General features: G+C 51.6%; 20 protein-coding genes. 9 read left to right on the top strand and 11 right to left on the bottom strand.

Going from position 1 to position 20,149, the window contains the following annotated elements; genetic code table 11:
• Positions 1 to 23 precede the first annotated feature (23 nt).
• A complete protein-coding gene (locus tag AWR27_RS21110; protein ID WP_077133018.1) occupies positions 24 to 2,315 on the bottom strand; it encodes an ATP-dependent helicase in 2,292 nt (763 codons plus the stop codon).
• A 129-nt stretch (positions 2,316 to 2,444) separates the two neighbouring features.
• Between AWR27_RS21110 and AWR27_RS21105 the strand changes: the two genes are divergently transcribed.
• The 5 genes from AWR27_RS21105 (at position 2,445) to AWR27_RS21085 (ending at position 5,586) form a co-directional block, all read left to right on the top strand.
• The gene (locus tag AWR27_RS21105; protein ID WP_077133017.1) at positions 2,445 to 2,771 is read left to right on the top strand and encodes a nucleotidyltransferase domain-containing protein; all 327 of its coding nucleotides are present in this window, start codon (positions 2,445 to 2,447) and stop codon (positions 2,769 to 2,771) included.
• Positions 2,772 to 2,791: 20 nt separating this feature from the next.
• Positions 2,792 to 3,154 (top strand): HEPN domain-containing protein, encoded by a 363-nt coding sequence (locus AWR27_RS21100; RefSeq protein WP_198045054.1) that lies wholly within the window; start codon positions 2,792 to 2,794, stop codon positions 3,152 to 3,154.
• 126 nt (positions 3,155 to 3,280) lie between these two features.
• On the top strand, positions 3,281 to 3,856 hold the full coding sequence (locus tag AWR27_RS21095; RefSeq protein ID WP_198045053.1) for an RNA polymerase sigma factor: 576 nt from the start codon (positions 3,281 to 3,283) through the stop codon (positions 3,854 to 3,856).
• A 73-nt stretch (positions 3,857 to 3,929) separates the two neighbouring features.
• Complete coding sequence (locus tag AWR27_RS21090) at positions 3,930 to 4,550, top strand: hypothetical protein (protein WP_077134122.1); 621 nt, start codon at positions 3,930 to 3,932, stop codon at positions 4,548 to 4,550.
• Positions 4,534 to 5,586 (top strand): hypothetical protein, encoded by a 1,053-nt coding sequence (locus tag AWR27_RS21085; RefSeq protein WP_077133015.1) that lies wholly within the window; start codon positions 4,534 to 4,536, stop codon positions 5,584 to 5,586. Before AWR27_RS21090 ends, AWR27_RS21085 begins: the two co-directional genes overlap by 17 nt.
• Here AWR27_RS21085 and AWR27_RS21080 read toward each other — a convergent pair.
• Together AWR27_RS21080 and tpiA are read right to left on the bottom strand one after the other, a co-directional pair.
• Positions 5,579 to 6,076: a cupin domain-containing protein gene (locus tag AWR27_RS21080; RefSeq protein WP_077134121.1), complete on the bottom strand. Its 498-nt coding sequence runs from the start codon at positions 6,074 to 6,076 to the stop codon at positions 5,579 to 5,581. The genes AWR27_RS21085 and AWR27_RS21080 overlap by 8 nt on opposite strands.
• Positions 6,077 to 6,177: 101 nt before the next feature.
• Positions 6,178 to 6,942: a triose-phosphate isomerase gene (gene tpiA / locus AWR27_RS21075; protein ID WP_077133014.1), complete on the bottom strand. Its 765-nt coding sequence runs from the start codon at positions 6,940 to 6,942 to the stop codon at positions 6,178 to 6,180.
• A gap of 295 nt (positions 6,943 to 7,237) precedes the next feature.
• On the opposite strand from tpiA, the gene AWR27_RS21070 reads away from it, so the two are divergent.
• Positions 7,238 to 8,503 carry an aspartyl protease family protein gene (locus AWR27_RS21070; RefSeq protein ID WP_077133013.1) on the top strand — a complete coding sequence of 422 codons (1,266 nt, stop codon included), beginning with the start codon at positions 7,238 to 7,240 and terminating at the stop codon, positions 8,501 to 8,503.
• Positions 8,504 to 8,527: 24 nt separating this feature from the next.
• On the opposite strand, the gene AWR27_RS21065 is transcribed toward AWR27_RS21070, so the two are convergent.
• Both AWR27_RS21065 and AWR27_RS21060 read right to left on the bottom strand, forming a co-directional pair.
• Positions 8,528 to 9,562 carry a sensor histidine kinase gene (locus AWR27_RS21065; RefSeq protein WP_077133012.1) on the bottom strand — a complete coding sequence of 345 codons (1,035 nt, stop codon included), beginning with the start codon at positions 9,560 to 9,562 and terminating at the stop codon, positions 8,528 to 8,530.
• A gap of 109 nt (positions 9,563 to 9,671) precedes the next feature.
• On the bottom strand, positions 9,672 to 10,379 hold the full coding sequence (locus AWR27_RS21060; RefSeq protein WP_077133011.1) for a response regulator transcription factor: 708 nt from the start codon (positions 10,377 to 10,379) through the stop codon (positions 9,672 to 9,674).
• 214 nt (positions 10,380 to 10,593) lie between these two features.
• Between AWR27_RS21060 and AWR27_RS21055 the strand changes: the two genes are divergently transcribed.
• A complete protein-coding gene (locus AWR27_RS21055; protein WP_077133010.1) occupies positions 10,594 to 11,745 on the top strand; it encodes an AI-2E family transporter in 1,152 nt (383 codons plus the stop codon).
• 235 nt (positions 11,746 to 11,980) lie between these two features.
• Here the strand turns inward: AWR27_RS21055 and AWR27_RS21050 are convergent, their stop codons facing one another.
• The 6 genes from AWR27_RS21050 to AWR27_RS21025 form a co-directional block, all read right to left on the bottom strand.
• Positions 11,981 to 12,610, bottom strand: coding sequence for an LON peptidase substrate-binding domain-containing protein (locus tag AWR27_RS21050; protein WP_077133009.1), 630 nt, complete (start codon positions 12,608 to 12,610; stop codon positions 11,981 to 11,983).
• Positions 12,611 to 12,676: 66 nt separating this feature from the next.
• Positions 12,677 to 13,456, bottom strand: a complete 780-nt coding sequence (locus AWR27_RS21045; RefSeq protein ID WP_077133008.1) for a cysteine hydrolase family protein — start codon at positions 13,454 to 13,456, stop codon at positions 12,677 to 12,679.
• Between the two features lie 2 nt (positions 13,457 to 13,458).
• On the bottom strand, positions 13,459 to 14,592 hold the full coding sequence (locus AWR27_RS21040) for a Gfo/Idh/MocA family protein (RefSeq protein WP_077133007.1): 1,134 nt from the start codon (positions 14,590 to 14,592) through the stop codon (positions 13,459 to 13,461).
• A gap of 64 nt (positions 14,593 to 14,656) precedes the next feature.
• Positions 14,657 to 15,514, bottom strand: coding sequence for an SDR family oxidoreductase (locus tag AWR27_RS21035; RefSeq protein WP_077133006.1), 858 nt, complete (start codon positions 15,512 to 15,514; stop codon positions 14,657 to 14,659).
• The gene (locus AWR27_RS21030) at positions 15,511 to 16,200 is read right to left on the bottom strand and encodes an NADPH-dependent F420 reductase (RefSeq protein WP_077133005.1); all 690 of its coding nucleotides are present in this window, start codon (positions 16,198 to 16,200) and stop codon (positions 15,511 to 15,513) included. The genes AWR27_RS21035 and AWR27_RS21030 overlap by 4 nt, the downstream gene beginning before the upstream one ends.
• A gap of 84 nt (positions 16,201 to 16,284) precedes the next feature.
• A complete protein-coding gene (locus AWR27_RS21025; RefSeq protein ID WP_077133004.1) occupies positions 16,285 to 17,193 on the bottom strand; it encodes a helix-turn-helix domain-containing protein in 909 nt (302 codons plus the stop codon).
• A 239-nt stretch (positions 17,194 to 17,432) separates the two neighbouring features.
• Between AWR27_RS21025 and AWR27_RS21020 the strand changes: the two genes are divergently transcribed.
• Both AWR27_RS21020 and AWR27_RS21015 read left to right on the top strand, forming a co-directional pair.
• Complete coding sequence (locus AWR27_RS21020) at positions 17,433 to 17,942, top strand: (2Fe-2S)-binding protein (RefSeq protein WP_077133003.1); 510 nt, start codon at positions 17,433 to 17,435, stop codon at positions 17,940 to 17,942.
• Positions 17,939 to 20,122, top strand: coding sequence for a xanthine dehydrogenase family protein molybdopterin-binding subunit (locus AWR27_RS21015; RefSeq protein WP_077133002.1), 2,184 nt, complete (start codon positions 17,939 to 17,941; stop codon positions 20,120 to 20,122). The genes AWR27_RS21020 and AWR27_RS21015 overlap by 4 nt, the downstream gene beginning before the upstream one ends.
• Positions 20,123 to 20,149 lie beyond the last annotated feature (27 nt).

Genomic DNA, 20,149 nt, shown 5'->3' with positions numbered 1-20,149 from the left:
ATAAATGCTGCCTAAGCCCCAATTCAGACCACGCGCAGTTTGGCGAAACTCAGCAAGAGCACTTTCTCGCCCGCTTTCTCGAACTGAATCGTGGCCTTGCGCTCGGTGCCATTCACGTCTACGCTCTTAACCGTGCCGAAGCCGAACTTGGCGTGTTCTACGCGTTGCCCGGCGGTAAGCTCTGCCGTGCTGGTGGGGGTGAAATCGGGTGAGGGCGTGTGCGACGTAGTGGGTTGTGGGGCCTGCCGGGCGGCTGTACGCTGGGCCAAACTCCGCACAAAAGCCATTGAGCCGGTCGAAGTGGTCTCGCTCCGGTCGCGCTCGGGTCGGTCAAAATCCATTCGGCCCGGTGCCGACCGCAATTTCGACATCTTCAGAAAACGCTGGTCCATTTCCATCAGAAACCGGCTTGGTTCGCACATTTTAAGCCGACCGTAGTGATAGCGCGTTTCGGCATACGACATACTGAGTCGGCGTTCGGCGCGGGTGATAGCCACGTAAAACAGCCGCCGTTCCTCTTCCAGATCATTGCGACTTTCGAGCATCATCTGGCTTGGAAACAGGTCTTCTTCCAACCCAACAATATGTACGTTTTTGAATTCCAGCCCCTTAGCTGCGTGAATGGTCATTAGCGTCACTTTGTCGTTGTCGCCATCATCTTCTTTTTCGTCGGCGGTAGTCAGCAGCGATACAGATTGCAGAAATGCGCCCAAACTCTTGTCGTCGTTGTCGGGGTTATCGACAAACTCTTTAATGGCGTTCAGCAATTCCTGTACGTTTTCGTACCGGGCCAGCCCTTCTACGGTCTTATCGTCGTAAAGTTCTTTCAGCAGCCCCGATGCTTTGGCAATGTGTGAGGCTACCTCAAAAGCATCTTTCTGGTCAAGCAGCAGTTTGAAGCTCTTGATCAGGTCGGCAAAGCCTTCGATGGCAATGGCTGACCGGCCCGCTACGTGCTTGTTTATTTCGGCAACGATTTCCCAAACCGAATCTTCTTTCTCAGCCGCGATGACACTGATTTTAGCCACGGTAGTATCGCCAATACCGCGCTTGGGCAGGTTGATAATGCGCTTGAACGCTTCTTCGTCCTGCTGGTTAACGGTGAAGCGCAGGTAGGCAATCAGGTCTTTGATTTCCTTGCGCTGATAGAACGACAGGCCGCCAATAATACGGTACTTGATGCTCATCTTTCGCAAGGCTTCTTCAAATGCCCGCGACTGCGCATTGGTACGGTACAGAATGGCGAAATCGTTGTTGGTCAGCCCTTCGTTCATCTTTGTCTCGAAAATGGCCGAAGCCACCAAACGCCCTTCTTCGTTGTCTGATGAGGCTTTGATAACGTCGATCAGCGGACCGTCTTCATTGTCGGTGAAAACGTGCTTCTCCAACTGATTTTTATTACGGGCAATAATCGAGTTGGCTGCGTTGACAATGGTTTTGGTCGAGCGGTAGTTTTGTTCGAGCTTAACGATTTTCACGGCGTCTTTGCCGTAGTCGCGCTGGAAGTTGAGGATGTTTTCGATGTTGGCCCCCCGAAAGGCGTAAATGCTCTGAGCATCGTCGCCCACAACACAGATATTCTGATGCACAGCCGCCAGTTTGCGCGTGATGAGGTACTGCGATACGTTGGTATCCTGAAACTCATCGACCATCACGTGCTGAAACTTGTGCTGGTACTTGTGCAGAATATCAAGATGGTCGCGAAACAGCACGTTCGTATTGAACAGCAAATCATCGAAATCCATTGCATTGGCTGCAAAGCATCGCAACGCATACTGTTTGTAAATCTGACCGATGCGCGGCATCCGGGCCGATTCGTCGTCGGCCTGAATTACACTGTTGTTCAGATAATCGTCGGGGCCAATGAGCCGGTTTTTCGCGCCCGAAATCCGCCCGAACACGTTGTTCACGCGGTAAACCTTATCATCCAGGCCCATTTCTTTAATGATACTCCGCAACAGCGATTTCGAGTCGTCGGTATCATAAATCGAGAAATTCGAGGTGTAGCCCAACGCCCGCGCTTCGATACGCAGAATTTTGGCGAATACGGAGTGAAACGTACCCATCCAGATATTGCGGGCTTCTGTACCAACAACCTTTTCGATGCGGTGTCGCATCTCACCAGCGGCTTTGTTGGTAAACGTCAGAGACAGAATTCGGAACGGGTCGACACCGTTTTCGATGAGGTAGGCAATGCGATACGTCAGTACGCGGGTTTTGCCCGAACCTGCACCGGCTATAATCATCAGCGGCCCGTCGCCGTGCATAACGGCCTCCCGCTGTGGGTCATTCAATCCAGAAATATAATCAACCATTCGTGTTGCTTCTATCCATCTATAACAACCAAAACTACGGAAAAATTTGGTCGGGGCGGGATGAAAAAAGATGTCTTTTGCATCTGCGTCAAGGTTAATTGACGTATCGAGTCGTATATTTAACGCACTATGAATTATACAGCCATACAGCCTTTACTAAGTGAGTTTAAACATGCGGTTCAAGAGTTATATCAGGATCGCCTGTCCGATATTTATTTATTTGGCTCATTCGCACGTAATGAGGCCACGCAAGACTCTGATATTGATTTGTTAGTCATATTGAATGACGAAACCATTTCACCTTTTAGTGAAATAAATTTGATGGGTGATATTGCCTACAGGTTAGACCTTCGCTACGATACCCTTGTATCCGTCGTTCCTACGACTCAACAACGTTTTGAGCAATTAGCAAGCCCTTTATATAAACAGGTAAAGCGTGAAGGCAGACGATTATGAATAGCACGTTGATAACAACTTTGCTCGAGCGTGCTGACAAAACGTTAGAAGATGCCCATTATTTACACTTCGAGCGTAAAAGTTATGAATCGGCAGTATCACGAGCTTATTACGCCATGTATTATGCAACAGAAGCCTGTCTACTATCAACTGATCAAACTGTTAGTAGCCATAAAGGATTAATTGCTCAATTTGGCAAACATTTTGTCAAAACGGGCTTTATCGAACCTCAATATGGACGTATGCTGGCGAATATCTATCAACAACGGCAATTGAGTGACTATGAAGTAAGTTATGAATTGTCAGAATCAGAGTCTGCCGAGGCAATTGTTAATTCAGGCGCGTTTATAAGATGTATTCGCGATTATTTGAAAGTAGATTGATCACCCCGCTCCGACTTATTCTAAACGCCACACTCTATTAGCCTCAGGTCAAAAAATAGTTGCCTGCCCATGCAACGTTAGCCGCCGGGCTTTGTCTTTCTGTTGATTACTACCTGAACCCCTTTTGTGCTGAACCGGCTCGATTCTAAACCGTACCCGGACCGTCATGCTGAACTGGTCAAACGCTGCCAACAGGGTGAGCGACGGGCGCAGTATGACCTCTACCAACAGTACGTGAAAGCCATGTACAACGTCTGTCTGCGGATTGTAAACCACGAGGCCGAGGCCGAAGATGTGTTGCAGGAAGCGTTTATTGATGCCTTCACGCACATCGGCTCGTTTCGCGGCCAAAGTACGTTTGGCGCATGGCTGAAACAGATTGTGGTAAACCGGGCTATCAACCACCTGCGTAGCCGACGGCTCGAATTCGTTGATCTCGAGACCAACGGCATCGGCGAAGACGACGGCCCCGATTATGCCGATACCGAGCCGTATGACGAAGAGGGCGTTCAGTTGGAAGTAGAGCGGGTTCGACGGGCCATGTGCCAACTGCCCGAAGGCTACCGCGTAGTGCTGTCGCTGTATCTGTTTGAAGGATATGACCACGAAGAGATTGGCAACGTATTGAAAATCAGTGAAACAACCTCCCGAACGCAGTATCTGCGCGGGAAGAAGCGACTAATAGAATTGTTGAATGATTGAGTGATCGACTGATTAAAGGAGGTAGTTGTGTTCCATTCAATTAGTCAGTCACTCAACAACTCAATCAATGATGATGAAAAAAGATAATCTGGAACGCTTCGTCCGAGACAATCGCGAAGCTTTTGACGACCATGAGCCGCCCAACGACCTGTGGCAAAAGATAGAACGCGGGTTAGATACGCCACCGGGTACAACCCGGCTGAATGGGCAGTCGCCATTTCGGCAGGTGCATAGCAATGCAGAGCAAATAAATAACTCGCGGTTCGGCGGTCTGCAAATTGGCTGGCCGAATATGGACTGGCGCGTAGCGGCTTCGGTAGCGTTGTTACTACTGGCGGGTGGCTTCTGGTACATGAACCACCAATACGGCGTAACGCAGCAACCCGACGTGGTAGCCGCCAGCCCCATGTATGCCCGTGAGGTGGTGCAGTATACCCGGCTGATTGATAATAAACGGGCTGAGCTGAAACAAATGACCGAGGATAACCCGGTTTTGTATCAGGAATTTGCGACTGATTTAGACCGGCTCGAACGTTCGTACCAATTGCTCCGGGCTGCGTTGCCGCAAAACCCGAATCAGGAAACGCTGATTGAGGCCATGATTCAGAACCTTCAATTACAGATTGACCTGCTTAATGAACAGTTGCGCGTAATTGAGCGCATTAAACAACAAACACATGAAAATCCTGTTTAGCCTGTTGCTGTGTCTTTTGCCCGCCTTCGCGTGGGCCGAAGAACCGTGTGAGACCGGTGCGATTGAGAAGAAGAAGACAATTGTTAAAGTGTTCGACGTGAATCCAAACGACGCGTTAACGATTGATAATCAGTTTGGTCAGGTGTCGATTGGTCTTTGGGACAAAAGTGAAATCCGGATTCAGATTACGGTTCTGGCAAACTCCGATTCTGATGAGCGTGTGCAACGGTTTTTAGATGCGATTAGTATCGACGAGAAACGCGCTGGTAATCAGATTGTGGTGCGCACAAACTTCAATCAAGGTAGTGTCTCAAACTGGAGTTTTGGCCGCTGGAGCAACGGGGGCGAACGCAACTTCGTTAAAATTAACTACGATGTGATGATGCCCCGGCAAAATGCACTAACCGTTCGGAATAAGTTTGGGAACACCGAAATTCCAGCTTTCCACGCCCCTTTATCCGTTTATAATCGCTACGGCAACTTTAACGCCACTGAACTGACCAACCGGCAAACCGACATCGATGTCGCCTACGGTAAAGCCGTTATCCGCGCTTGTGAAGCCGCTAAAGTAGACGTATCCTACGGCAATCTGGACCTGAATCGGGTCAACGTGTTAACACTCGTTAATAAGTTTGGCAAAATGCGGATTGGCGAAGTAGGTAAACTCAATGCCGACATTGACTATTCAGGTGCCGAGATTGGCACGTTGCGCGAGTCGGGTAATATAAAGCTGAGTTTTTCGGGCGGCTTTCGCATCGAGCAACTCTCGAAAACTGCCGAAAACGTAGCCATTCAGGCCAGTTATTCGTCGGTTGCACTACCCGTCGATAATAATGACTGCGACTTCGACGTAACGGTCAGCTACGGCAATTTCAACTACAGCCAGGGTTCCACCATGCACTTCACAAGTCAGCCAAACGATAACGACGGACAGCGCGGCCCACGCCTGACAAAACAATATATCGGCAAAGTTGGCCGTGGTACAGGCACCAAAGTAAAAGTGGTATCGAAGTTTGGAAACGTGAGTTTCAGGTAGTTAAAATGTCAATCACCGCCCGATGCTGCGGAAACTCGGCTAACAGTGTTTCCCGGTCGGCCATCTCAAGGTCGGCAAAATCGAAGCCGGGAGCAACGGTACAGCCAACCAGCGAAAATTCGGTGCCATCGGCGGGCTTTGACCCAAACCAGCAACCCGCTGGCACAACGGCCTGAAATACTTCGCCCTTTTCCAGATTATTACCTAACCGAATGGTTCTAAGCGAAGCGTCAGGGTTTATGACGAACACATTGAGCGGGCCACCGGCATAAAAATGCCAGATTTCATCGGCCTGAATCCGGTGCAGAGCCGATACGTCTTTGCTTTCCAGCAGGAAATAAATGGCCGTGCCAAACACCCGCTCTCCGCTAAACCGCTCAGGCAGGGCCGCATGCGGAATAACCTCCGCCGAGCGGTACGTTTCGGCAAAATACCCCCCTTCCGGATGCGGCTGTAGCCTGAGCAATTGAATATATTCCTGAGCAGTCATCATTGGTAGTTATGAGTGGTTGAGTGAATGAATGGTTGAATGGTTGAATGGAGCATTCACCTGATTATTCCATTCAATCATTCAACCATTCATTCAACCATTCAACTTATAGCTTTCACCACGGTCGTGAACTCGCGTGATTTTAGCGACGCGCCACCAATCAGCCCACCGTCGACGTCGGGTTGGGCGAATAATTCGGCTGCGTTTTTTTCGTTGGCACTGCCACCATACAGGATGCTTGTATTTTGGGCCACGTCGTCGCCATATTGGCTGGCGATGTGTTGCCGAAGTTCAGCGTGCATATCCTGTGCTTGTGCCGATGAGGCCGTCAGCCCCGTACCGATAGCCCAAATGGGTTCGTAGGCAATCACGACGTTGGCAAACTGCTCCGCAGAGAGATGAAACACGCTTTCGGTCAGTTGGCCTTTCACGAAGCCAATATAATCGCCGTTTTCGCGCAGGTCGCGCGATTCGCCACAGCAGAAAATAGGTGTCAGGTTGTTTTCGAGGGCGATGTTTACCTTCTCGGCTAATTGCGTGTTGGTTTCGCCAAAATATTGCCGCCGTTCGCTATGGCCCAGAATCACGTACTCGACGCCAATGGATTGCAGCATAGGGGCCGAAATTTCGCCTGTATAAGCTCCCGACGCTTTTTCGTGGCAATTCTGAGCACCCAGCGAAATACGACCGCCCGCAGGCACATATTGCCGGAATGTTGTCAGGTATAAAGCCGGTGGGCAAAGTACAACGGTAACATCGCTGGTTACTTCGTCTTTCACCATATTCACGACCTCCGACAGAAGAGCTTTTGCCTCTTCGGCGGTCTTATTCATTTTCCAGTTGCCGGCAACAATTTTTTTACGCATACTTTTTGATAATGAAAAGTGAAAAATGAAAAGTGGAAAATGAGGATAAAGTCGGGACAACGCGCCGGTAATGAGCGCATTACCGCAACTTAATACTCCTCATTTTTCACTTTTCATTATTTTTATACGGCGAAATTAGAGCTTTTCGGCTGAACGCACTTGCTAAGTAGGTCAGGAATTTTGTAGTCGCTGTGTGTCAACAAATTAACCGTCTATACATTCTGTAAACCGATAGCTTAGTTTTTGTGTTATTCTGATAAAAAATACGTAGTTTCAATGTCGTAAAAATAACTACATGAAAACGCTGGCTTTGCTGATCGGACTGCTGGGAGGTTGTGTGGTTGCCTGGGGGAGTGACGCCCCCGACAACACACCCGACCGGGACCGCTACGGCTTCTACATTGCCGGCAATCGAAACTGGACGCGCATTCCGTTTCAACTCCATTCAAACCTGATTATTCTGCCCGTCCGGGTAAACGATTCCGACACACTGTACTTCATTCTGGATACGGGCGTTAGTCATACGATTATCACCGATCCGAACGCGTTCAAGAAACAACCGCTTAAGCTGACCCGTAAAATTAAACTCACGGGCGCAGGCGAAGGCGGCAATCTGACGGCCTCGGTGGCTATCGATAACCGGCTCAGTACGGGGGGCTTGCGGGCTATGCACCACAACATCGTTATTCTGGACGAAGATATTCTGAAGCTGTCGGAATATGTTGGTACGCCCGTACATGGCATTTTCGGTTACGAGATTTTTGCCAATTTCGTGGTAAGCATCGATTTTCAACGGCGCGAGATTATGCTCACGCAGCCCAAAAACTATAAATACCGCAAACGGCACGGCGATCAGTATCCTATCACAATTCAGGACACAAAAGTCTACACCGACGCCCTGTCGGTGGTAAGTGGCAACAAAGAGATGCCGCTGCGGGTCGTACTCGACACGGGTGCAGGCCACGCCCTGCTGCTCGACCGGTCGCGGAGTTCGGCCAGTATGCCGCTGCCCGACAAGGTGATTCGGGCGCAGTTGGGCAGGGGCCTCAATGGCATCATCAACGGCAGTATGGGCCGCATCCAGAAAATTCGCTTTGGCCGCTACGAGTTAGATAACATTCTGGCTTCGTTCCCCGATAGTACGTCGTTTGGTATGAAATTAGTTGATATGCCCGAACGCCACGGCAACGTCGGCTGCGAACTGTTGCGCCGGTTTTACGTGACGTTCAATTATCCCGAAAAATACGTGGTGCTGAAGCCAATCAAGCGACTTATGCGCGAGGGCTTTGAGCACGACATGAGCGGTATGGAACTCCGTGCCAAAGGCGACCGCTACAAGAATTTTTATGTCGATAAGGTCATTGACGGTTCGCCCGCTGCCTTGGCCGGTCTGCGCGAAGGTGATGAGTTGTTGTTTGTAAACAATACTTCCACCGGCGACATGACCATCAGCGACATTTACAAGATGTTGCAAAAAGGTGAAGGCAAAGTTGTTACGATGCTGGTTCGGCGCAACGGGCAGCTCGTTGTTGCCAATTTTGCTCTCCGGCGAATCATCTGATGCAGTACGCCTACCGTTCTGGGCTTATTCCATGCGTTCCAGTTTAAACCGGAAGGTAGTGCCTTTGTCGATTTTGCTCATGACCGTAACTTTGGCTTTGTGGGCGTTGAGAATGTGCTTCACAATGGCAAGGCCCAGCCCCGTGCCGCCCCGATCTTTTGACCGACTTTTCTCGACCCGGTAGAAGCGTTCAAAAATACGGCTCAGGTGTTCAGGCGGAATACCGGGGCCATCGTCGCGCACCGATACGAGAATGTGTTTTTTGTCTTCTTCCAGACTAACCACCACCCGGCCATTCTCATTACCGTATTTCAGGGCGTTTTCGATCAGGTTGGTCATCACCTGCATAATGCGCTGCGGATCGGCTTTCACCCACACCGGACCAGGATATGTGGTTTTAAGCCGCAGCGAGGTGCGTTTGGCGTGCGCTATCTTCTCTAATTGCTCAAAAATTTCCCGCGTTATGTGTGCCAGATCGACCCGCTCGAAGTTCATCTTTACTTCGCCGGTTTCCAACTGCGACAGGGCCACCAGGTCTTTCACGAGCGCGTCTAACCCATCGAGACTTTTGGCGGCTTTCGACAGAAATTTATCGCGCACCTGTTCGTCGTCAATAGCTCCGTCGATAAGCGTGTGAATAAATCCCTGAGCGGCAAAAATGGGTGTCTTCAATTCGTGCGATACGTCGGCCAGAAACTCGCGCCGGAACTGCTCCAGTCGTTTCAGTTCGTCGATTTCCTTCTGTTTTTTAGCGACATACACGAAAATTTCGTCGTTCAGTTTCTTAAACGGATTATTGTTTTTGATAACCGATTTGCGGGAGATGGTAAAGTCGCGGATTTTTAACTGCCGGATGGTTTTATACATTTTGTTGACTTCCCGGAATACCAGCAATTCAATAGCGTACAGAACCAGAAAAAACGAAATAACAAACGACGACACGCCCACCACAAACAGCATATTGTTTGTAACACCCTCCACAAACGTCAGAAACGCCAGCGTCAACGCCGAAATCAGGCAAGCCAGCAGCAGGGCAATGAAGCGTGGACTTAGAGACATTAGTTTTATAGTTGTAAGGTCGTAAAGTTACATGGTTGTAAAGTTGCTTCGCTAAATCAAGGCACGGCAGCCAACTCTACAACTATATAACTTTGCAACCTTATAACTTTTACTCTGACTGGTCGGTGAACATATACCCAACGCCTTTTAGGGTACGGATGTGGGTATCGCCAATTTTTTCGCGGAGTTTGCGGATGTGAACGTCAACCGTGCGTTCGAGTACGTAGATGTCGGCCCCCCATATTTTCTGGAGCAGTTCTTCACGGCTGAATACTTTGTTGGGATGCTGGGCCAGAAAAAACAGCAGTTCAAACTCTTTCTTCGGCAGAATCACCGATTTATCGCCCTGGCTAACCGAATAATTTTTGCGGTTAATGCTCAGATCGGCAATGGTTATTTGCTCGCCGGGGTCTGCTTTCTGGGCTTCGCGCCTGAACAGCGCGTTAATGCGACTCATGAGCGCACGGGGCTTTATGGGCTTGGTGATATAGTCGTCGGCCCCAACGTCGAACGCTGCCACTTCCGAATATTCTTCGGAGCGGGCTGTGAGGTAGAGAATATAGGTCTGGCGCAGTTCAGGAATCTCGCGCAGTTGCCGACCGGCTTCGATACCATCCAGGTGCGGCATCATAATGTCGAGTACAACCAGTTCGGGCAAATACGTTCGGGCCACGTCGACTGCTTTACGGCCATCGGTAGCGGTGCGCACGTCATACCCTTCTTTCGTCAGGTTGTACTCGAGCATTTCAACGATGTCAGCGTCGTCGTCAACGACCAAAATGCGATGCAGGGGCTGAGCAGCTTTAGCAGCACTCATAATTGGTGAGGTTGGTGAGTATGGCCTGTTTTCAGTAAGAGACCGCCGAAAGTTACGTGGCTTATCCACAACGTTACGCGAATGAAAGGCAACCTTAACAAAAATTTAACAGGCTTGCGTATAATTGGGCCAACTGTGCCATGTGCTTGCCGCTACGAAAGGGAATCAAGCATATTTGTAACGAAATACACTCATTTGCCGTTTACGCACCAGGATGAACAGAACTTCTCGCGAAATAGAGTTACCCGCTTACGTCAAATTTGCCTGCGTACTGATTGCGCTGGTAATAACCGTTTATATTCTTTTTACCCTACAGGACACCATCGTGTCGTTGGTGTTTGCTATCCTGCTGTCGGTAATTTTATATCCGCTCGATCACCGGCTGGAACGTTGGGGATTTCCGCGCATAGTTGCCATTCTAATCTGCATTCTTGTTGCCGTTGGCTTTCTGGTCGGGTTCTTCTACCTGATCTCCCTGCAAATTGGCAACTTCACCAGCGAGGCTCCCAAGCTGATTCAGCGAAGCAATGAGATTTTCGATAAAATTCAGAAACTCGCCGATGAGAACCTGAATATCAGCCGACAACGGCTTGTTTCAGAAGCTCGTAGCTACCTCAACCGGCTGTTGCAGGATAGTGGCACGATTCTGACGTCAACTTTACTGGCAACTACCAACACATTGTCGACTATTGCGCTGTTGCCATTATACATTTTTTTCTTCCTCCTCTACCGCGATTTTTTTCGGTCGTTCATCTACAAGGTTTTCCGCAACACCCGCCGGTCGAGCATCGACGCGGTTTTTAGCCGGATATATGCCGTAATCAAAGATTACATCGTTGGGCTGGTGCTGGTGATTGGCATAGTAGGTGTACTGAATACGGTTGGTCTGTTGATTCTGGGTGTTGAGTTTGCCGTGTTTTTCGGATTTCTGGGAGCTATTCTGATTCTGATTCCCTACATTGGCATTGCTATCGGCTCCATTTTACCTGCTCTGTATACGCTCGTTACGCACGACAATCCGTTGGTAGCCGGTGGGGTTGTCGGCGTTTTTCTGTTTGTACAATTGCTGGAAGGCAACTTTATTACGCCCTACATCGTCGGGTCAAAAGTGAGCATCAATCCGTTGGCGTCTATTATCGTTTTATTACTGTGGGGACAGCTTTGGGGACTACCGGGGCTTATTCTGGCTCTGCCTATGACAGCCATTCTTAAAGTCATCTTCGACGCCGTAGAAGACCTTAGACCGTATGGTTTTCTGCTTGGCGAGGCCGAAAAACCACGTCCGCCCATCAAAAATCTGCAGGAATTGGCCGACCAGCTCCCAAAACGTACCCGACGAATTGGAACAACAGAAGTGAAGAAATAATATTCTGGCGTATGGCTGGCGCGAAAGGAGACGTTAAGGAGGCTGACGCATGTGGCTGGCTGACGCGAGGGGGCTGGCGCGAAAGGAGACGCAAAGGGTTGCGTCTCTACGTCGGATGGTCAATTGTAGAGACGCAACCCTTTGCGTCTCCTTTCGCGTTAGCCCCTTTGCGTCTCCTTTCGCGTCAGCCCCCTTGCGTCTCCTCCCGCGCCAGCCAGCCACACGCCAATGCAAACTAAAAGTTGAGCGGATCAAGATTTTTAAAGTGTCCGTTCATTCGGATGCGCTGCTTGGTACGTTCCATATCGGCCACAACGGGCAACACATTGTTGAGGTGCTGAATCAGAAAAAGCTGCCGTTCGGCTTCGGTTTCAAGCGTAAGCAGTTCGTACTCCTGCTCGACCGACAACCCAACTTTGTGGGCAATTCGGTACGAGAAATTTTCAAGTTTCGGATCGTAATCCGTTTCTATCTGTAGCAGATCGTAAAGCCGCTCTACGCGCTCAACCAATGCCGATACGTGGGCACTGAAGCTATCGCCCGGCTCAACCAGTTCTACTTCGCCACCCGCATAGAGTTTGCCCGACACCGGGTTTTCAAAATTAATGAGCCGAAATACGGTTAACCCTTTGGTCTTGATGTCCATGCGCCCATCGTCGTAGCGTTTGTGAAGGGCTACTACGTGCATTTCAGTACCGTAGCCGGGCAACTTATTGTTAATAAACGCCGGAATACCGAACGTCTTCTCATCTTCCAGACATTCGTTGACAAGCTGACGATAACGCGGCTCAAAGATGTGCAGATTCAGGTCTTCGCCCGGATACACAATCAGGTTGAGCGGGAAAAGCGGCAGGGTTTTCTCCATAACGCCGGAAAGGTACGGTTTTTTGCAAACAGGTAGCGAGACCCAATCCACTAACCCATTCTGTGGTTACACCTCTGCCGACATCATGAATCGAACGCCCCGTTCGCGGGCTTCGGCATAAATAGAATCGGCGAGGTGGCCCAGCCCCGCCACGTCGGACATACAATCGGTAATGGCAATCACTTTCGACACTAAACCCGGTGCGAAATCGAGTATTTGTTTCAGACTGTTGGCAACGCAGTGCGATTTGGCTTCGCCCATCAGCAATACCCGGTCGAATCGTTCCAAATCGGCAATCAGGGCGGTGTTCAGATGTGTTTCAGGAATGGTTGGGTCTGGCACCTGCGCCCGGAAAATGCCGAAATGTTCAGACAACGGATGCAAGCCTTTCTGGACGGCCACGTAATCGCGGCTGCGCTGGCGAGTCCAGTCGTTGAGCGCATTGAGCAGGGTGTCGTGCAAAGCCGCCCCACGCGACCCAACAAGGCAGTGTTCGGGCCATATAAAATGGTCGAACTGCCCGTCGGCTTCCAATTCACGGACATACTGCCGGGCGCGGTCGGCTGCAAACAGCGGCACCCACTGCCCGGCATCTACGTCGGCGGCTGAAATGCGCGTAAACGGGGCAGGATGCTGCCCCGCTGCGTCGTGCCAGAATAGTGGATGGGCAATGTCGATGAGGTGGTGCGTATCGAGCGTAACAACAATATGATCGATACGCGCTGTATTCTGCCGAATCAGCGCGGCCATACGCGCTACGTCGTGGTCGGCGCCGGGCACAAACAGCGCACCGTCGGGATGGCAAAAGTCAAATTGTGTATCAATAATGAGCAGCGCAGTAGTCATAATCAGCGTAAACGCGCCAGCCGGTCGGCGTCGGCGGCTGTTTCGAGCGAAGATAAGCCGTTTTCTTCAGTGATAATCCGGTGCGTATCAGGATAACCGATGCTGCTGACCTGATCGCGGAACATAAGCCGGAGCAGTTCGCTATACAAATGCTGTTTCTCCTGCTCGAAACCAAACCGCAGTTCGATCTGCTGATAGGCGTTGAATGCCTTATGCCGCCCCCGCAACGGATTGTCTTTGCCGGGAATATTGGCCGTAACGTTCAGTTGAACACCGGGAAATAGCGTTGTCAGAGCGCGGGTAGTTTCTTCGTCGGCCACGCAGCGCAGCACCATCCGTGTGGGTACCCATTCGTAGAGCGTTACATCGCCCCGCTCAAACACGAGCCGCATTTCCTGCCGGTCCATACGCCCGGTTTGGGTAAAACCGTGGTAGAAATTAACGAGTTTTCTACCGGTTTCGTCGTCGCCGTACTCAACCGTAGCCTGTACCTGATCTTCGATGTCGTTGGTGTCAGGACGTTTGATAACCTGCGCGGCTACCACGCGGCCATTGCCCAGCCAACCCGCGAAGAGATCAAAAAAGTGAACGCCGTGTTCAATAAAAATGCCACCCGATTTGCTACGGTCCCAGAACCAATGCTCCGGACTAAGACCTTCATCGCCCGCATAATTTTCAAAATAACCGTGTAGAAACTCGCCGAGCAGGTTTTTGTCGATGAGGTGTTTGATACGGGCAACCATCGGGTTGTATCGCTGCATGAGGTTCGTAACCATCAGCAGTCCCTTCTGTCGGGCCGTTTCAACCATCTCGCGACCCTGTTCGGGGTTCATTGCCAGCGGCTTTTCGCAGATGACATGCTTCCCGGCGTTGAGTGCCAGCATAGCCTGCTCGTAATGCATAAATGGGGGTGTGGCAATGTACACCAGATCGACATCGGAGTGGTTCACCAATTCGTCAAGGCTGCCCAGCATCTCGGCCCCAAACCGGCGGGCGGTGCGGTGAGCTTCCTCGCGGCTCGAACCAGCAATGGCGACCAATTTTGTATGTGGATGTTGCAAAAACTGCTGCACGGCAAACAGCCCAAAGCCGCCCATACCAATAACTCCTAATCCAAGCTCTCGCTGTGTTTCCATAAACGTTGCGTGTAATACGTACAGGAACAACAGTCAGGCGGGGCTTTGTGTTAGGGCACACATGCTATATCTCCTGCGCTCCGACCAGAAACTGGCCGATGTATTGCTCTGTTAAGGCCCAAAGCTTCTGGCGATAAGCCGCGTTCGTACCTATTGGTTTCAGCGTTTCTTCGCTTCGTTTGGTGAAATAGCGGCCCGTTACTGTGTTTAACTCTGGAGCCGTAGCCACGTATACCGAAGTCTCGGCACCTTGTTCAGGGCTGACGAAAAATAGGGGCATCATCGCCGAAAACAACCATTTCATTGGCCCTTTGAAATCGCGGGCTAATTGCGTTCTAACCCCGCCTGGATGCACAGCATTGACCGTAACCCCACTGTTTCGCAATCGTTCGGCCAAATCAAGTGCGTAATACAGGCAGTAAAGTTTACTGTTGAAATAATCGCGCTGCATGGCGTAATTACGCTCGGCAAAAAAATCGTCGAAGTTGGGCTTTGCCTGTTTATAGCCTACCGACGACAGTATGACAATCCGACTGCCAGGCGTGGCTTTCAACAACGGCAGCAGGTTCTCCGTCAGCACAACCGTCGCGAAATAGTTCACGGCAATCATCATCTCGAATCCGTCGGAACTAACAGTCCGCTGGCTGAACATGGCCCCGGCGTTGTTGATAAGCACATCTATCTGGTTGTAGTCGCGCCGAATCGTGTCGGCCAGTTGTCGCACGGCATTCAACGACGACAAATCGGCAACGAGGGTCGTCAGGTTGGGGTTGCCGGTAGCGGCTTTAAGTTCGGCCAGCGTAGCCTTCAGTTTACCAGCATTGCGCCCGTGCAGAATCAGCCGGTGTCCCTGCCCGGCCAGAGCGTGGGCCGTTGCCTTGCCCACACCCTCCGTTGCGCCCGTAATTAGTATCGTTTTCATGCCCGCGTGATGGCAAAATTGAACATGGGCGTTTGCAGCGCGCCCCACAGCCGAATCCAGATAGGCAGCAGTTGTTCGGTGCCACGGGCCGTTGTGATGTCGCCAAGGTCGATGATACTGGCGGGTGTCCAGCCAAACTGTTCGGTCAGAAACATGCTCACCATTTGTTTGGCGGCTGCGTCGTTGCCGCTTACGAACACGTTATGAGGCCCCGAAATCAACGCCGGGTTCACCATCACAAAACAGTTCATGGTGTTCAGCGTTTTCACCACTTTCAGATCAGGAAACTGGCGTTGGATGGTTTCGCCCAGCGAATCGTTGTTTACGATACTGAGGGTTGGCGGCATTCCTTTCGAGAAATCGAGCGGGTTGGCAACGTCGATAAGTATTTTCCCGGCCAGATTCTGTTCGCTGATCGTCTCCAGCGCAGCAACCGACGCGGTTCCGGCAGTTACGTTAATGAGCAGGTCGGCGGCTGCGGCAGCTTCGGCAAAAGACGTGAGTTGTACAGTTGGATGGGCGGCCACCCAATCGGCGAAGGGTGGCAGGTTCATAGCCGGATTGCCCGGCTTTTTGAGCGTGTCGGCCACGTGGCGGGTGCCCATAAAAATGGTATGCCCTTTGGCAACCAGTGTGTTGGCGAACGTTTGTCCGACCATGCCCGTACATAAAATAGCGATTGTCATAGCTGTATTTATGTGTTTGAAACGACACAACAAACATAGCGGTGGCGAGCGGGGCGGCTGTGGTCAAAAGTGGGAAGGTGCTGGTCAATTTTGCAGTGCGGTTTCCCGGCGGTATTCGAGAGGAGTTTTCTGCGTATGTTTTTTGAAAAAACGCCCGAAGTTGGCCGGGTCACTGAAGTTTAGCTGGTAGGCCACTTCCGATATATCGTTTGCGGTGTACCGAAGAAGGATTTTGGCCTCATCGACCAATTTCTGGCTAATAATATGCAACGGACGTTGACCAGTCGCCGTTTTAACCAATCCTGATAAGTACTGTGGCGTTATATTGAGCAAATCGGCGTAGTCTTCAACCGTCCGTTTGTCAAGGTAAAAATTGCCGACCAGTTCGCGAAAGCGTTTCAGCGTTCGTTGTTCGGGTGTGCTAAACCGCTGTTCGTAGCGGTTCAGGTCGGCCACAAATGCCCGACACTCATACAAAACGGCCAGCAGTTTTAAAGCCGCGATAGGCGGATCGGTAGGCAAGGGCCAACGCCGATAAGCCGCAAACACCTCATCGAGCAGAGGGGCGAAACGGGCGAAATGGTCTTGCTGGAGATTAAAGAAATTTGTGTGCAGAACGTTGAAAAACGGGAACTCGTCGTCAAAGTCAGGCCGGAAAAACTGGAACGCTTCTTTGGTAAAGTAAATCAGATAGCCCCGAACAGTGCGGTCGCGGTGCCAGCTAAACAAATGCCCCGGCGATTGAAAAACCAGATACGTTTGCAGGTTGCTAACCTGCCTATCGTCGTAGCCAATCTGTGTATCGCCGGTGTCGGTAATGAATGAAATAAAATAAAATCCTTTTCTAAACGGCGGCATTACATCGACCGTATGCGGAAACGTATCTTCTACACGCAGGCAAAACAGCGCGTCGTTGGCTGTCCGATGACTGGCCTGGATAGCCGTCAGAAAGTGGTTGATTGTTGCGAAATAAGGAATCTGGTCGGTGTTCATAACAGCAAATTCATCAATACCCGCACTCTTCCAGCCACGATTTCACCACCGGGCCAGTGCTGAAGGGGCACGGACGGAGCCTTTCGATGTCCACTATTTTGACAGCCTGCAAGTTGCGCCCATTTTAATCTCGCCCGATGCCTGAACGTGGTAGCTGACAGAGAAACAAGTTTCTCGGCCTGACTGAAGTTTGGGCCGGACAAATAACGTAACTTTCGGAGTAATAGCACGCTACCAGCATGGCAACCATAAAACTAACCATCAACAACCAGCCACGTACCCTCGACATTGACCCTGATATGCCGTTGCTCTGGGCCATCCGTGACGTGGTAGGGCTGACCGGCACCAAGTTTGGCTGCGGCATCGCCCAATGCGGAGCCTGTACGGTTCACCTCGACGGCCAGCCAACGCGTTCGTGCAGCATTCCTGTATCGGCGGTAGCCGGGCAGAAGATCACGACCATCGAAGGCATCGCTAAAAACGCCGACCACCCGGTTCAAAAAGCCTGGATACAGCATCAGGTGCCGCAATGCGGCTACTGCCAGTCGGGGCAGATTATGAGCGCGGTGGCGTTGCTGAAGCAAAATCCGAAACCAACCGATGCCGACATCGATACGGCTATGCAGGGCAACATTTGCCGGTGTGGTACCTACCAGCGCATTCGGGCCGCTATTCATACGGCATCAGCCGAGATGACCGCCACGACACCCAAAATGCCAAAATCGAACCCTAAACTTGGCAAACGATGAGCGCGAAACCAACACCGTCCAACAGTCGCCAGCCGTTGGCCCGACGAGATTTCCTGAAAGCCGCCGGGCTAACTGGTGCCGCTTTTATGCTGGGCTTTTCAAAAGCCAACGCCGGTATAGTACATAACCTGGCCACCGGGCCAGTTACGTTTGACGTGACGCCCTATGTGGTGATCGAAAAGTCGGGTAAAATCACGATTCTGAACCCAATCCCTGAAATTGGGCAGGGGTCGTATCAGTCATTGCCCGCGCTGGTGGCCGAAGAACTGGGCGTGACGCTCGATCAGGTGACGATTCGGCAAACGGGGGGCGAAAAAGCCTTCGGGAACCAAACAGCGGGCGGCAGCTACTCGGTTCGGGGCAAATACCAGGAATTACGGAAAGTAGGCGCGTCGGCGCGGGAGATGCTTCGGCAGGCTGCAAGCCAGCAGTGGCGTGTGCCGCTAACCGAGTGCATCGCCGAAAATGCGACCATCGTGCATAAACCCACGGGCCGCAAAATGACCTACGGCGAACTGGCCGAGCCAGCCGCCAAATTACCGGTTCCGAAAGACCCGCCCCTTACTAACCCGGCCAACTTCCGCATCCTGAATAAGTCGATGCCCCGCCCCGACGTGCCGCTGAAAGTTTCGGGCCGGGCGCAGTTCGGTATCGACGCAAAGGTTCCGGGTATGCTCTACGCGTCGGTTGAGCGATGCCCCGCGCTGGGTGGCGGTTTGGTGAAATTCGACGCCAGCAAAGCGAAGGCTATAAAAGGCGTTCGCGACGTGGTGAAGGTGGAACGCGTGATGGGCAAAAACCGATACGACGGCGTAGCCGTCGTGGCCGATTCATATTGGGCCGCCTTGCAGGGGCGCAAAGCATTGCAAATCGAATGGAACACGCTGGGCATCGACACGTTCAATTCGACGGATTACGAAAACAGCCTGCGCGTACTGGCCGCTACCGACGGCGTGGTGGGTCATAACGCAGGCGACTTCGATAAAACCTTTGCCGATTCGCCCACAAAACTCGAAGCGCTCTACGAAACGCCCATCGTGAGCCACTCGCCAATGGAGCCGATGAACGCTACTGCCCGCTGGAATGCACCCGACAAGGTTGAAGTCTGGGTATCGTCGCAGGGGCCGGATTTGGTAAAAGACGAACTGGCAAAAGTGCTGGGCATTCCTGAAGACAATGTTACGGCCAATATTCTGTTTAGCGGGGGCGGCTTTGGTCGGCGGCTCACGCAGGATTTCGCGACCGAGGCTGCGCTTATTGCCAAAGCCGTAGGAAAACCCGTAAAAGTAATCTGGACGCGTGAAGATGATACCCGGCTGGGGCCATTCCGACCAATGACCTTCTCGGCCATGCGCGGGGCGTTATCGACTGATGGTAAAGTCGTTGCGTTTCAACACAAAGTCATTTCGCCCTCTATCGATGCAACGATGGAGGAAAAGTATGACCGAACCAAGCCCGACGGTACTATGCTGGAAGGCACGGGTGAGCAGAAGTACGAAATTCCGAACCTGAATACGCGCTACGTTTTCGCCGACTTTCCGTTCCCGCTCACCTACTGGCGGGCCGTAACAAGTACGACGCTGGCGTTTTCGCACGAATGTTTTCTCGATGAAATGGCCCACAAAGCCGGGCAGGACCCAATGACATTCCGGCTGGCAATGCTCACCAAAGAGTCGGACACGAAACGCGTGCTGACCAAACTCCGCGAGGTGTCAAACTGGGACAAGCCGCTGCCACAGGGCTGGGGCCGGGGTGTAGCGCAATATGAATTTTTCGCCGGGCTGGCCGGGCAGGTAGTCGAGGTATCGAAACGGGCCAACGGGTCGGTGAAGATTGAGAAGGTTTACTGCGTGGCCGACATGGGCACGGTCGTAAACCCCGACAATGTGCGGACGCAGATGGAAGGCGCAATTGCGATGGCTCTGACGGCGGCCCTTAAAGATGGTATCACGTTTGAGAATGGCAAAGCCGTACAGGGCAATTTCGATACGAACCGGATGTTGCGAATCGATGAGATGCCGACGATAGAGGTGCATATTCTGGCCGAAGGTGGACCCACTATCAAAGGTGCGGGCGAACCGGGTTTGCCGCCCCTCGCCCCTGCCCTCGCCAATGCCGTGTTTGCCGCCACAGGTAAGCGCATCCGACGACTGCCGTTCGATCTGGAAAAACTTACTTAAACGCAGCGATGCCGAGGACAGGCAAAG

Origin of the sequence: Spirosoma montaniterrae, assembly GCF_001988955.1 — a bacterium.
Lineage (GTDB): Bacteria > Bacteroidota > Bacteroidia > Cytophagales > Spirosomataceae > Spirosoma > Spirosoma montaniterrae.
Note: the sequence above shows the minus strand (reverse complement) of the source record. Positions and strands in the feature narration are given on the sequence as shown.